This is a genomic window from Streptomyces fodineus, assembly GCF_001735805.1.
Lineage (GTDB): Bacteria > Actinomycetota > Actinomycetes > Streptomycetales > Streptomycetaceae > Streptomyces > Streptomyces fodineus.
This window is the reverse complement of the sequence record NZ_CP017248.1, coordinates 8,355,107-8,368,465: the sequence shown is the minus strand read 5'-3', so window position 1 is coordinate 8,368,465 and position 13,359 is coordinate 8,355,107. Positions and strand designations below refer to the sequence as shown.

General features: G+C 67.5%; 10 protein-coding genes. 8 read left to right on the top strand and 2 right to left on the bottom strand.

The window, feature by feature from the left end; translation table 11 throughout:
* Nucleotides 1–48: 48 nt before the first annotated feature.
* The 3 genes from BFF78_RS36285 to BFF78_RS36275 are packed head-to-tail and all read left to right on the top strand — an operon-like array spanning nt 49 to nt 4,636.
* Nucleotides 49–1,926, top strand: a complete 1,878-nt coding sequence (locus BFF78_RS36285) for a hypothetical protein (protein WP_069782319.1) — start codon at nt 49–51, stop codon at nt 1,924–1,926.
* A complete protein-coding gene (locus BFF78_RS36280; RefSeq protein ID WP_069782318.1) occupies nt 1,923–4,220 on the top strand; it encodes a hypothetical protein in 2,298 nt (765 codons plus the stop codon). Before BFF78_RS36285 ends, BFF78_RS36280 begins: the two co-directional genes overlap by 4 nt.
* Complete coding sequence (locus BFF78_RS36275) at nt 4,220–4,636, top strand: hypothetical protein (RefSeq protein WP_069782317.1); 417 nt, start codon at nt 4,220–4,222, stop codon at nt 4,634–4,636. Before BFF78_RS36280 ends, BFF78_RS36275 begins: the two co-directional genes overlap by 1 nt.
* Before the next feature lie 405 nt (nt 4,637–5,041).
* Here BFF78_RS36275 and BFF78_RS36270 read toward each other — a convergent pair whose 3' ends face one another.
* Entirely contained in the window at nt 5,042–8,632 is a 3,591-nt protein-coding gene (locus BFF78_RS36270) for a protein kinase domain-containing protein (RefSeq protein ID WP_069782316.1), read from the bottom strand.
* Nucleotides 8,633–8,660: 28 nt separating this feature from the next.
* A complete protein-coding gene (locus tag BFF78_RS36265; protein WP_227026003.1) occupies nt 8,661–9,350 on the bottom strand; it encodes a DUF7019 family protein in 690 nt (229 codons plus the stop codon).
* A 398-nt stretch (nt 9,351–9,748) separates the two neighbouring features.
* Between BFF78_RS36265 and BFF78_RS36260 the strand changes: the two genes are divergently transcribed.
* From BFF78_RS36260 to BFF78_RS48625, 5 genes are all read left to right on the top strand, one after another.
* Nucleotides 9,749–11,029: an NUDIX hydrolase gene (locus BFF78_RS36260; protein WP_227026002.1), complete on the top strand. Its 1,281-nt coding sequence runs from the start codon at nt 9,749–9,751 to the stop codon at nt 11,027–11,029.
* Nucleotides 11,026–11,196, top strand: a complete 171-nt coding sequence (locus tag BFF78_RS46480; RefSeq protein ID WP_159033111.1) for a hypothetical protein — start codon at nt 11,026–11,028, stop codon at nt 11,194–11,196. The genes BFF78_RS36260 and BFF78_RS46480 overlap by 4 nt, the downstream gene beginning before the upstream one ends.
* A gap of 67 nt (nt 11,197–11,263) precedes the next feature.
* Nucleotides 11,264–12,091: an NUDIX domain-containing protein gene (locus tag BFF78_RS36255; RefSeq protein WP_069782315.1), complete on the top strand. Its 828-nt coding sequence runs from the start codon at nt 11,264–11,266 to the stop codon at nt 12,089–12,091.
* 93 nt (nt 12,092–12,184) lie between these two features.
* Entirely contained in the window at nt 12,185–12,646 is a 462-nt protein-coding gene (locus BFF78_RS36250; protein WP_079161617.1) for an NUDIX hydrolase, read from the top strand.
* Nucleotides 12,646–13,353, top strand: coding sequence for an NUDIX hydrolase (locus tag BFF78_RS48625; protein WP_227026001.1), 708 nt, complete (start codon nt 12,646–12,648; stop codon nt 13,351–13,353). Before BFF78_RS36250 ends, BFF78_RS48625 begins: the two co-directional genes overlap by 1 nt.
* The last annotated feature ends 6 nt before the right edge of the window (nt 13,354–13,359 follow it).

Below are 13,359 nucleotides of genomic sequence, written 5' to 3'. Positions count from 1 at the left end.
GAACGCCGAGGTACCTCCGGCACGCGGCCGTCCCGTCCCGCCGAGCCCATGCCGGACCGGATCGGGATACGCGAGATCGTCTTCCGCCAGAGAGATCGGCCCGTCCACGCGCGCCTCGATCCCTCCGCTTTCGCCTGCTCCACCTTGGCCGGACAGCTCGCGGACCTATGGGTCGACTATCACCGCAAGAACGCACTCAAGACCGTTCACGCCTACCCGACCGCGATCCGCTCGTTCGCGAAGTTCCTCGACGTCCACCTGATGTCCCAGGGCATCGATCCGACGCAGGCACGGCTGGAGGACGAATCGATCGATCTACCGGCCTTGATCCACGCCTGGGGACAGAGCCTTCTGAAACAATACCCCGAGAACTCCCGGCGCCCCTGGGGCCTGGAACGCGCCCTGCTCGCCCTGCTCAGCCACGGCTCCGAACGCGACCTGAACGTGCCCGAACGGGTGCGCCGCCGAGCCGCCGCCCCTCCTGGCGTACGCAAGGCCACTGGCCAGGTGCTCGACGAGTTCAGCAACGCCGAGCGGGCGGCCATGCGCAAGGCCGCTCAGGACGATGTTCGCGCGCTGGAGAGGCGCCTCGCCCGAGGGCTCGAACTCCTGGAGGCCGGAAGGGATCCGCGCCGACACGGCTGGCTGGAGCTACCGAACCTGATCTGGGCCGCCCGCCACGGGCTGGTGGACAGCCACACCCTGAACGAGAACCTCCCACTGCCCCGCAACTGGCCTGCGGACATTCGCGAGTTCGCCGAGAGCTCCGGCATCTGGCCCGGCATCGGTTTGATGGGATGCCTGCACCACATGCTGTTCCCCCGGGAGATCGACCTCCACCCGTTCCGGGTCCTGCTCCTGCTCGGGATGACCGACTGCACCTCCGAGGAACTGCACGCCCTGCAGGTGCCCGACCTGGAGTTCAGCGCCGAAGGCGTACGTATCGTCCAGGCCAAGGAACGCGCTGAACGTATCCGCGCTGACTTCCACCTGGCCGAGCCGTCCGACGGGACGCCCGAGGAGCCCGGCGACAAGTCGTATCCGGGACGCGGCGCGTGGGACGTGCCCGGCCTGCTGCGACGCCTGGTGAAGGCCAACACCCTCACGCGCGAGGTGTTCGACGGCGAGCCGTGGCTGTTCACCGCGGTGGAGTCCCGGAAACGGGTGCGGATGGATGCCGCGCTCGCCGCGTTCCAGGACCCCGGCCGACGCTTCACCCACTGGCTCGAGCGCCACAGCGGTCCGGACCGGCCGTTCCCGAAGGGCGTCTCACGCCCCCACGACGTCCGACGGCTGCGGAAGACCGCGAAGACGACCCGGGTGGTCGCGCTCGGCGGCACCCTGACCGACCTGGCCGGCGACGATCACAGCGTCCGCGTGTTCCAGCAGCACTACGCCCACGGCACCACCGCCCACGTGCTGGCGGGGGCCGCGATGAACCGCGCCCAGTCCAAGGTCTTCGCCAAGGTCACCGGGCAGGCGACCTTGGTGCGACCCGAGGACGAAGCGCGCCTTGCCGAACCCGAGGTCGCCGCCGCCCTCGGCGTCACCCTGGAGCAGGGCGCCGACCTGCGCGACGGCCAGCTCGACATGGGCGTGAGCAACTGCAAGGACCCCCACAACTCGCCCCACTCGACGCCCGGGAAGCTCTGCCACGTCGCCCCGGCGATGTGCATGATCTGCGACAACGCCGTCGTCTTCGTCTCCCAACTACACCAGCAACTCATGCTCTTCGACCACATTCAGCACATGCGTAACGTACTTCCGCCGAAGACCTGGCACAGCATCTGGGGGCGACAGGAGGCCGCGTTGAAGCAGGTCTTCGAGGAGTGCGCCGACCACATCGAGGACGCGCGCAAGACCATCGAGGAGCAAGCCCTGACCCTGAACCTGCCGCTGGGCATGCGAACGGAGTACGACCGATGACCAGTCCCGCCCGTCCGCTCGCGCTCAAGTCCGCGACCTTCGCCGATCACGAACCGGTCTACGCCGATCTCCCCGGGCAGATACCCGGGGCAGTCGGGCCGACGTTCGGCCGCACCGACATGTGGCCCGCGGACAACGTGCGCCGGCCCGCGAACACGGTCAAGGCCGCGTGGCGGTGCGACCTCCCCGGCGACCCGACGTGGAATCTGCTGGTACGGGAGGTCGCGTTCTGCATGCTCCACCCGACGCATACCGCCCTGCAGAAGGCCGGGATCTTCCTGCCCCCGGGCAAGTGGGGGGTGCGAACGACCGGACAGTGCTGCTTCTATCTCGCGCTGCTGAGAACCTGGGCGATAGAGCAGGAGATGCCGGATGACCTCGGCCTATGGGAGGTCGCCGACTGGCAGGCATTCATCGACTCACGCTCCCAGCAGACCGAGCCGCCGACGGTTCGCAAAGTGGTGTCCGCGGTGCGGCACCTGATCACTTTCTCGCCGGTCCTCACCGGTATCCCCACCCTGGAGGACCCATGGCCGGGGAAGTCCAGTGCCCAGGTTGCCGAGTCGGTGTGGACCGACGAGCTGTCCACCCCGGCGATCCCGCCCGAGGTCTGGTGGCCGTTGCTGCGGGCTGCCTGGGCGTACATCGACCGCTTCGCCGCGGACATCCTGGCCGAACGCGATCGACGCCAGTCCGAACCGTCCGTCCGATTGCCGTCACAGACGGACAACGACCGCGAGCTAGAGCAGTGGCTGGCAGACCTGAGCACCAGCATCCCGCTCAACGCACGAGACCGCGGCCGGGCTCTTCGCGACGAGGTGAACTGGCGGCGTGCCAGCATGCTCGCCACCAACGGCCGCACCCGCGTCCTGTTCGCCGCCGAGAACCGCTTGGGGCTCAAACGGCGTCAGCGCGTACTCGCGTGGCTCGCCGACACCGGCCGCAGCCACACGAGCCCCGTACGTGTACCGTCCTTCGCTCCGCCTGCGGAGGAGCGCCTCACTCACAACGACCGGGTCCTGCGTGAATGGCTGGACAATCAGGACAACTTGATTCCCGTCCACCCAGTAGACGATCAGGTCGCGTGGGCCGGTGAGCCGAACTGGACGGAACTGGCCCGACTGGTTTACGGGCAACCGAGCAACGTCTTCGGCCACGGCAGCAAGGCCCGGGCCGAGCAACGGCGCCAGTGGGTCTGTGAGGTGGCCCGCGACCCGAACCGCACCATCGCGACGGATCACGGCCTCAACCTCCGCATGCTCCGGGCAGCCTGCTACGTCTTCGTCGCCGCGCTGACCGCCATGCGCGACAGTGAGATCCACGAGATCGAACGCGGGGCGCTCACCCAGTACTACGGTGCCCCCGCGCTCGCGTCCCGGAAGGTGAAGGGCGACGACTCGCGGCCCCGCGGCTACTGGTGGATCATCGAACCCGTCGCGCGGGCCATCGCGGTTGCCGAACAGCTGACCTGGCACGACACCAGAGTCTTCACCGCGGTCACCCCGTTGGCCGGGGGCGGCCACGGCGGCTTCGATGCCGCCCGCGACATCGACGACTTCATCGCCACCGTCAACGCCAACCGCGAGCACACCTGCCTGGAAGAGATCCCCGAAGCACTGGTGCGGCCCCACATGTTCCGTCACACCATGTCGATCATCGCGGCCCATGAGCCCGACGGTGAGATCGCGCTCGGGCTGCAGCTCAAGCACGCCGCCCGGCGGGCGATGGCGAACCGCACCACCCTCGCCTACGGCAAGCCCGATGCGCGGTGGGCCAAGGAGTTCGACAATCAGCTGCAGGTCGCCGCGGCCAAGAAGCTGGTCTCCCTGCTCCAGGCCCGCCGGGTCGGCCAGGTCATCGCCGTCGGTCCCGGCGCCGCGCGTTTCCACGCCGGGCTCGACAAGGTCAACGACGTCATCGAGCAGAGCGCGGCACTTCGTGCCCAGATCGCCGACGAACGCCTGGAGATCACCCTACTGCGGGACGAGTTCGCCGACCTGCACCTCGGCACGGTCAACCACTGCCTGTGGAATGCACCCACGGCCGAGTGCCAGAACCAACTCCCGCCCGACCAACGCGGTCAGGCCCCGCTGCTGGGGGCCTGCCAGCCGTCCCGATGCCGCAACTCGGTACTCACACTCGCCCATGAGCCGATCTGGCGGATGGAGGAGGCCGACCTCGTGTCGCTGCTGAAGAGGAAGCTGTCGAAGCCACGTCGCGAACAGGCCCTGACCCGGCTCGCCGAGGTCCGCTCGGCAACCGCCGAGTTCAACAAGATGAGGGAGAACGACTGATGCCGGTGTCCGCCGCCACCGAGAAGAAGCTCCGCGAGGCCATGGCCCGCCTGCTGGCCAGCGAGCCGCTGCACACCGACGGCGCGCTGACCAAGGAGAACCTGGCACGCGAGGCGAAGGTCAGCCACGCCACTGTCCACCGCGCCGAGGAGATCCTGGCCGAGTGGAACGTCAAGGTCACCCGGCCTGTGCTCCGTACGCCGGGAGAGGTCCAGCGCGACGAAACCATCGCTGACTTGCGCAAAAGGCTCCGCGATGCCACCACCAGGGCGACCGAACTGCAGAGCAAGCTCGACGCGCTCGCCACGGTCACCGCGAACCTCTACTACGAGAACCTCGAACTCAAAAAGAAGACCACCGCCCAGGGGCAACGCCGGATCGCCGCCCTGCCTGCTTCCGGCCCCTGGCTGGAGTAACTCCGCAGCCGAGACGGGCGTCAACGGCGGCCCGGATGAAGCGTCCGTTCATGCGAAAGCGAGTCCCGGAAGCTGTCACGGATGTCCGTCAGGGGGCTGGCGGTGTCGGGTGTAGTAAAGCTTGTTGATCAGCACGATCGCCCAGCGCCTGCCGCTCTATGACGCCGTGGCGTGAAACGCCCCATTTTATCTTGTTAGCCTGAGAGAACCTGAAGGAGGTCCTCTTCGGCCCAGGTGGGCAGCGCGCTGTAGTTGCTGGTGGTCACGGCCCTCCCCCTCGGTGGTGATACGAGCTTAGAAGAGGGCTCCTCTTCAGTCTGCGCGGCGTCGAGCAGAGTATCGCCTGACGTGTCGTCGCTCCCCTCTCTGACTCCAAGAAGCCAGCCGATTTCGACGGACTGACCGTCATCCCGATAGGCGGGGAGCTTTGAGGTCCCAGTCGAGCTCCCACAGGCGCAGGGTCTGGTCGCCGTCGGCAGTGAAAGCGAAGTTTGCATCGGGAGTGATGGCGAGTCCCGCTGTGCCGGACTGGTGGCCGTCCAGGTTTCGTATGCAACGGCCAGTAGCCGCATCCCACACGCGAACAGCTGAATCCACCCCGCTCGAGACGACGAACCGGCCGTCATCGCTGAGGCGAAGGTCGGACAGATATTGCGGCTGAGGGTCGAAGACGCGTACGCAGTCACCACTCACGGCGTCCCACATCCGGATCCGAGCCATCCTCCGCGCCAGATCGGGCGAGGGGACCCTAGAAAGCTCAGGGGCGCTCCCAGCGACAAGGAAGCGCCCGTCGGAGCTCAGACACGCACGGCTCACCGTCTCCGATTGCGTGGGAATGGTCAACAGGCACTGTCCGGAAGTCAGATCCCAGAGCCGAATCAGGTTGTCACCGCTCGCCGACACCGCACGGCGACCGTCCGAAGCGAGCCACAACGCGGTGACGATACGTCCCGGACTGGGCAATGCCTGCAACTCGCGGCGTTCTTCCAGGTCCCAAAGCAGCATGCTGGCCGCGGCACGGTCGACGACCAGGGCCAGCCGAGCGTCCGCGCTGAATGCCACTGGATGGGCGGAGCGGAAGTGCAGGGTGTCCAGGCACTCTCCGGACTCCACGGAGAAAGTCTTGATCGCGGCTCCTTGGCCCGCGACCACCATGCGCCGCCCGTCGGGAGTGAGCCGGAGCCTGGTCAACGCGCGAAGGCCTGGATCAATGACGCGCTCTCGCCGTCCCTGTGCCAAGTTCCAGATCTGCACCTGGTGATAGTTGTCTCCCAGCACGCCGAGCCGGGCGTCCGCGGTGAGGTCGACGGGAGTGGCGACGCTGGTATACGTCCTGGACCTGGCGCCTGGGAAGATCCTTTCCAGCGAGGTGGCGGTGGCGGCTTTGAGGGTTTTGGCCGGCCATGCTGCGCTCAGACCGGTGCGAGTCGCCTGGGCGCCCAACGTGCGCCACGCAGTGAGGGCCCGTGGCGCTCGCTCGCAGCCGGGTAGGGCGCGGGCCTGCACCAGCAGGTCGATCGCCTCACCGACGCGACCGGCGTCCTGGGCGGCCTCGGCCTGGGTGACCAGTGCCTCCATTCGCTCGTCGATCCAGACCAGTTGGCCATGCTGGCGTGGGCGGCTCACCTGCGCGGGCGCCTCGAATCGGCCGGGCAAGCGCCACACCCGCGTCGTATTGTCGAGAGATGCTGACACCCCGTACTGGTTGTCAGTGGTCAGCAAGAGAGCGCTCACCCTGTCCTGATGTCCCACGAACGTCCGTAGGCAGCGGTTGTGCTGAAGGTCCCACCAGGTGACCTTGCCGTACCAGCTGCCGACGAGCAGGAACCGCGAGTCGAGGCTCAGTGCGACCGATCGGACCTCGAGGTCGCGCGGAAGCGCCAAAGTGTGGACGCAGCGCCGTTGGGCGAGGTCCCACACACGGATGACGTGATCGTCCCCTAGGACGGCCGCCATATCTCCGCGTGGTCCGAACCAGATGCCTGTTACGCCACCTTCGTAGTTGTCCAGGCGCCAGACGCAGTCTCCGGTCGTCAGATCCCAGAGCTGTAGGACCGGGGCTTGCAGGACCGTGCCGTTGCCGGACAACGCCCACTGCCCAAGGGGGCTGACCTCGACCTTCTGTCCGCCGGAATGTCCGTCAAGAGTCAGCAGATGTCGGTCCTGTGGGAAGTCCCAGACCTGAATCCGGCCGTCTGCTTCGCCCCACAGCGCGACGCTCCCGTCGCGGTTCAACCGGACGGCGGATTCCGCGATGGCACCGGGATCGAGCCGCGTGACGTGGGTGTAGTGCGGGCGGCCGGCGGCTTTGGCGAGCTCGTTTTGACGGTCGGCCTCCCGTTCCTGCTCCGGACCTTTGCTGTCGGCCCAAGGAGTGATGGGGACGGAGCGCATCTGCTTGCCGACGGCCAGGTCCCAGAATCGTACGGTCTCGTCCCAGCCAGTCGAGATCGCATACCGTCCGTCGGCGCTGATGTCGACGGAGTCGACCCGATTTGTGTGGCCCTGGAGCGACTTCAGCTGTACGCCGGTGTGGATGTCCCACAGCCGCACGCTGTGGTCGGCGCTGCCTGTGAGCGCGAGCCGCCCGTCGGGGGTGAGGCGGATGTCGTGGCCTGTTGGGATCGAGTCGCTGGGGTAGGTCTGCCATGGAATGCGTACATTCCTGAAACACTGGGCGTCGGGGATCTCATCGGATAACGACGTGTTCGCCGCGTGCAGCAGGTCTGGGTCGTCAGGCCGTTCCCTGGCCAGCTCCTGCAACAGTTTCCTGGCTGCCGCCACGTCGCCGCGTTCCATGTGCACCAGTGCGGACAGATGGCGGATCTGCCAGGGATCGCCGAGGTCGTCACGGGGCCCCGCGATTGCGGTGAGGAGCTCTTCGTCGGTGAGATGGCCGCGTCTCCAACGGAGCAATCCGGCGTTGTAGGTGGCAGTCAGGTGCTGCGGGTCGGCTCTCAGCGCCTCTGTGAACGCCTGCTCGGCCTCAACCGGTCGGCCGAGGTCAAACAGCGACAGTGCCCGGTTGTTGAACTCGTCGGCGAGAAAGTCGGCCGGCTCCGGTGCTGGACGCGGGTACGGACGGCCCACCAGATCCTCATAGATGCTGAGAAGGGCAGCGCCCACGGCGGTCATCCGAGCCGGTCGCAGCGCTGGTTCCTCCTGTAGGCAGCTCGCCAGCAAGTCGGCCAGCCCGGATGGCATGGCGGGCTGTCCTTCTGTGCTGCTGGCCCGGCAGTCGGCCAGCACCGCTCCGGCGGTGGGGCCCGCATCCCAGGTGACGGCGCCGGTGAACATTTCGAGGACTGACACCGCGAAGCTGAAGATGTCGGTACGCCGACCCAGCGGACGGTTCTCCACCTGCTCCGGAGAGGCGTACGCCAGCGTCATGCCGCCGCCGCCGGGTTGCAGGGTGCTGGCATCGGGCGGAGAGTCCGGATCGAGGGTGCCCGCCACTTTCCGGGCCAGGGCGAGGCCGAAATCGGTGATCTTCGCCGTTCCTGAACTGTCGAGGAGCACATTGCCCGGTTTCACGTCCTGGTGTACGAGACCCTGGCGGTGCGCGTGCTCGAGTCCCCATGCCATTTGCACGGCCACGTCGAGGATCCGCGCCAACACCCTTTGCCGATCGCCCCGGTACAGCCGCCGGTCCACGATCCAATCGCGGAGGCTGCCACCCGGCACATACTCGGCGAACACCCGGGGGATGCCGCCCAAGGTGCGGACGTAGTGACAACCGCACACATTCGGGTGCAGCCCCAACGACACCCACGTCTCGGCCTCGATGACGAACAACTCGCGGGCGGCCGCGCTCCTGAACAGGGCGGGCCGTGGGCTCTTCACCGCGAGGTCGGTGTCCCACCCCAGGTGACGGACCCGGTACACCACTCCCATCGAACCGCGTCCCAGCACCTCGGTCACTTGGTACCGGTCGTCGATGACATCCCCGACGCTCCATACGGACGGCACCGCGCCGTCGTCGTACGAGACTTCCATGTCACCCCCGTTGTCTGTGAGCGTGGCCTCAGTCGACGAGGGCCACGTAGATCGGCGAGCCGAGTAGTACGGGCACGCCGCCAGGACCGCTCCCGTGCAGGAGGCGCTTGGCGACGAACTCGAGGTTCTGTGCAGGGCCCTGGAGGCGCCGGACCGCCTGATGCACGGTCGTGAGCGCGGCGCGATGGGAACGTCCCGAGACGTCGCCGATGGCATCCACAAGCTGCTCATCCTCGAGCTCGGATCCTGCGCCCAGTCGGTCGAGCATGGTCGGCAATGACGACGCGGCTTGGGCGACGTCGATTCCCGGCACCGACCCCAACAGGTGCCGGACAGAACCTCCAAGGCCTACCACCGTGCGGTCGTTCCCACCGCCGAAGAACACCAACGAGGCGTCCCCGCCATCGGGAAGCGCGCCCGAACTCATGGGCAGCACGCCTGCGAAGAATTGGCCCGGTTCGTCGATCGTTCCCAGGTCACCGAAATCCTGCAGGTGGCCCACGACGCGCTCAAGTCGTGCGAAGCGATCAGGCTGTGCGGGCTCGGTGGTGCGTTTCGCCGCGACCATGGGAAGGTTCACACCGAACTCGGTCGTTCGTCTGGCTGCGAATCCCGGGTCGATCTGCGGCAGCAACATATCGACCTTGCTGTCGCTGACGTAGAGGAAGTACCGGAACGACATCACCACCCCCGTCGCGCACTCGGCCACACCGGCCACGTGGACACCTGCATGCCCCAGAGAGTATGCCCACGGACCTGACCGATCCGCAGCCTTCCGATCAATGACGGATTCCCTACCATCTGAGCCGCCTGCCAGACAGCGATGCTGGCCCGTTCCCGCGCATGGGGTGCTGATGCGAGCGCTGCACGGACACAAGCGCAGCCGTCCAACTCATGGTCAGCGAACGCATAGAGAAGGGCGAGCGCGCACCAGACGATCTCGACGTGCCCCATTAGATGGACGTGAGTACTTCGAGTTGATCGAGCAGCCCGGCCGAGAAGGTCACGAACAGGCATCGCTTCCCACCTCTTTCTGAGACAGTTGCCGCGTGGTTCACAGTAGATCGTTCAGGCGCTTCCACCTGGGTGCCAGTGAGACAGGGGGAGGACTGAGACATGCGAACTGTTCCTAACGGCGGACACACCGAGCCCGAAGACGGCTCCCTGGCCGAGGCGGCTCTTCGGGAGCTACACGAGGAGACCGGCATTCCTCCCCAGGCCGTGACACCGTGGCCCGGCCACGAGGCCGTGCCGTTCGACATCGACATCCACGACATCGACGCCCGTCCAGGCAAGGGGGAACCGGGCCACCAGCACTTCGACCTCCGATTCCTCTTTCGTCTGCGCACGGCGACGGACGTGCCGGTCGTGCTGCAGGTGGAGGAGGTCGGCGGTATCGAGTGGCGGCCCGTGGGCAGGGTGTACTCGCCCTCCCTGCGCGAGAAGCTGCTGAAGCTCACGCCCGAAGCCGAACCGGAGACTGCCAACGCCTCCGCCCTGATCTACAACGACCGCGGCGAGTACCTGCTCCACCTGCGCGACTACTTCCCCGGCCAGATCTGGGAGCCGGGCATGTGGTCACTGCTGGGCGGCGGCCGAGAGCCCCAGGACGCCACCCTGGAACACACCGTGCGGCGGGAACTGGACGAGGAAGCCGGTCTCGACATCGCCGACCTGACCCCGTTCGGCATCGAGGAAGCAACCGACGCATCCGGCGGGACCGTGCCCATCGCCATCTACGCCGGCCGCTGGAATGGCGATCCCCGCGAACTCCGCCTGACGGAAGGGGTGATGCTGGCCTGGTTCGCCCCCGACGAACTCCACCGGCTACGCATCGCAGACACCACCAGCGACCTGGTACAGCGTCACGCGGCCAGCCGCACGGCCAGCGCATCCAGCACCGCGGCGAACACCGGGGCAGCCTCCGACGAGGAGCGCCACCCGGCCTCCCCGCACGGCACGGTCCTCAACGTCATCGGCGTCCACCTCTACCTGGAGCGGCCCGACGGAACGGTGCTGCTCGGGCTACGCCACCGCGACTCCGCGTTCGCGCCCTCCACCTGGCACGTTCTGGCCGGCCACTGCGAGCAGGAGAGCGCCATCACGTGCCTGATCAGAGAGGCACGGGAGGAGGCCGGCCTGCAGATCCAGCCGCAGGACATCGAACTCGTCCACGTCGTCCACCACATCGACCGCGCCGGGGACCGACCCCGTATGGGCCTCTTCTTCCGCCCCCGGGCCTGGACCGGCGAGCCCGAACTGCGCGAGCCGGACAAGTGCACCCAGTGGAAATTTTGGGACCCGGCCGCACTCCCCGACGACCTCGTCCCCTACACCCGAGTTGCCATCGAGGGCATCCGCGCCGACCGCCTCTACTCCGAAACGGGGTGGGCATGAGCACTGTCGCCTCCAAGCACCCGGACCTCGCGCCCGAGGAAGTGCGGCAGCTCTCCGAGCAGGCCGTGGGGCGCGTCGACACCTGCACTGAGCAATGCCGGTTCAACCTCCACGGGCCACAGACCGCAACGGACCCCACCGCATCCATCGGAGGCACGCGTGCCTGAAGACACCCAACAGGGGATCCCAGCCGTCCCGAGGCCGGCGACCGGAGACGAACCGCAAGAGCACCACATGCACCTGCTCCCGCGGTACTACCGCCAAGTGGAAGCAGGCCGCAAGACGATCGAAGTGAGGGTGGCCACCCCGCAGAAGCGCGCCGTCGCAGCCGGCGACACGATCGTCTTCCACGATCGCGACACCGGCCGGGAACTCGACATCATCGTGCACCGGATCACCCCGTACCCCTCCTTCGAGGACCTGCTCAGCTCGGAGGACCCCGCGCGCATCGACCCCGACGGACCGCACGGAGAACTGCTCGCCAACCTCCGCAGCATCTACCCGCCGGCCAAGGAAGCACTTGGTGTCCTCGCCTTCGCATTCGACCACCGCCCTGCTCGGCCCGGCCGCCCCATGCCGATGACGCCCGCGCAGTATGCACAGACCGTCCCCCACCACACGGTGTACGGCTGCCTGTACATCCGCGACGAGCACGACCGGCCGGTCCAGCTGCGCTCGGTCTACGGCTCGCGCCTCTGGCAGTTCCCGGGCGGCAACCTGGACGCCCCAGGCGAGGACCCGCTGCAGACCGCCCGCCGCGAAGCAGTCGAAGAGACCAGCCTCGAGCTCGCACAGGACACGCCGAAGCTCCTCCTGACGCACTTCCTGCACGCCGGGCCACGCCTGCCGCTGAACAAGGTAGGGCTCATCTTCGACGGAGGCCGGCTGACCGCCAACCAGCTCGGCCGGATCCGACTCGATCCCGACGAGCACGACATGTGGGCCGTCCACGACCTCGCCACATGGCAGGAGCTGCTGGCACCGCGCGCCTTCGCCCGCCTCGACGCCATCGAACGAGCGCGGCGCGGCGAAGGCCCCGCCTACCTCATCACGCACACCTGATCCCCAACGCACCCACCCAGGGGCAATCATGCCCGCCGAGGCGTACACCGCGGCCATCATCAAGGTCGCCGACCACCACAGGGAACTCGTGAAGTGAACGCACCCGTCGACGCCGCCTTCCTGGGCGACCTCATCCACGCCGCCGACGCCGACAGCATCACCAAGTACGTCGTCGGCGCCGTCATCTCCAACGCACAAGGCAAGGTGCTGCTGCTGCACCGCGCTGCCGACGACTACCTCGGCGGCCTGTGGGAGCTCCCTTCCGGCGGCGTCGACGCGGGCGAGACCCTGACCGAGGCCCTGCACCGGGAAGTCGCCGAGGAGACCGGCCTCACGGTCTCCGCGATCGGGTCCTACCTCGGACACTTCGACTACCTCTCCAAGAGCGGCAAGAAGACTCGTCAGTTCAACTTCACCGCCACAACCACCCACGAGAGCGACACGGTCAAGCTCACCGAACACGATGAACACCTATGGGCCGACCACACGGAGCAGGAACAGGTATCCCGCGCTGTGCAGGCCGTCCTCGCCACCTGGCGCGAGGAGGTCGCGTGATGGATCCGTCCACCGACCCAGGCACTCGCCGATCGTTCGGGGCTCGGGCTCACCTCGCGCGCCCCACCCGCGACGAGGAATCGGTCCTCGGCTCCCTACGGCCGGTTCGGGCCCGCGTCAGCGGGCCGGACAGCGGCATCGACCGCGAGCTGGTGCAACGGCTCACCCGGCAGGCACTCGGAGACGCCAACAACGGGGTGCACGCCGTGCTTCCTCACCTCGGGCACCGCCGGGTACTCAACCGGTTCCAACGAATGAAGAGGGGTGTTCCCGTGCCCGAGAAGGCCACCAAGGACAAGGTGCTCTGCTACGTCGTGCGCGACGGAAAGCTGCTGGTCTTCCGGCACACCGGCTACAGCTACGAGGAGGTCGGCATCCAGGTCCCGGCCGGCAGCATCCATGAGAGCGAGACACCGGAGGCGGCTGCGCTGCGCGAGGCCCGCGAGGAGACCGGCCTGAAGGACTTCAAGATCGTGTGCAAGCTCGGCGAGACCGAGTACGACATCAGCCCGTACCGGTTCGAACTCCAGCACCGGCACGTCTTCCACCTGGAACTGACCGAGCCCACCCCGGAGCGGTGGATGAGCCAGGAGGACCACGACGGGGAGCAGGAGCCCACGCACTTCGAATGCTTCTGGATCCCGCTGGAGGCCGCCCACATCCTGCAGTCCGGCCAGGGCTCCCTGCCGGGACGCCTGTACGACTGATCCCCA

Coding starts and splice junctions, on each gene's coding strand:
- BFF78_RS36255 (WP_069782315.1), top strand. CDS start 11,264: ATGCACCTGCTCCCGCGGTACTACCGCCAAGTGGAAGCAGGCCGCAAG.
- BFF78_RS36280 (WP_069782318.1), top strand. CDS start 1,923: ATGACCAGTCCCGCCCGTCCGCTCGCGCTCAAGTCCGCGACCTTCGCC.
- BFF78_RS36285 (WP_069782319.1), top strand. CDS start 49: ATGCCGGACCGGATCGGGATACGCGAGATCGTCTTCCGCCAGAGAGAT.
- BFF78_RS36275 (WP_069782317.1), top strand. CDS start 4,220: ATGCCGGTGTCCGCCGCCACCGAGAAGAAGCTCCGCGAGGCCATGGCC.
- BFF78_RS46480 (WP_159033111.1), top strand. CDS start 11,026: ATGAGCACTGTCGCCTCCAAGCACCCGGACCTCGCGCCCGAGGAAGTG.
- BFF78_RS36260 (WP_227026002.1), top strand. CDS start 9,749: ATGCGAACTGTTCCTAACGGCGGACACACCGAGCCCGAAGACGGCTCC.
- BFF78_RS36270 (WP_069782316.1), bottom strand. CDS start 8,632: ATGGAAGTCTCGTACGACGACGGCGCGGTGCCGTCCGTATGGAGCGTC.
- BFF78_RS48625 (WP_227026001.1), top strand. CDS start 12,646: ATGGATCCGTCCACCGACCCAGGCACTCGCCGATCGTTCGGGGCTCGG.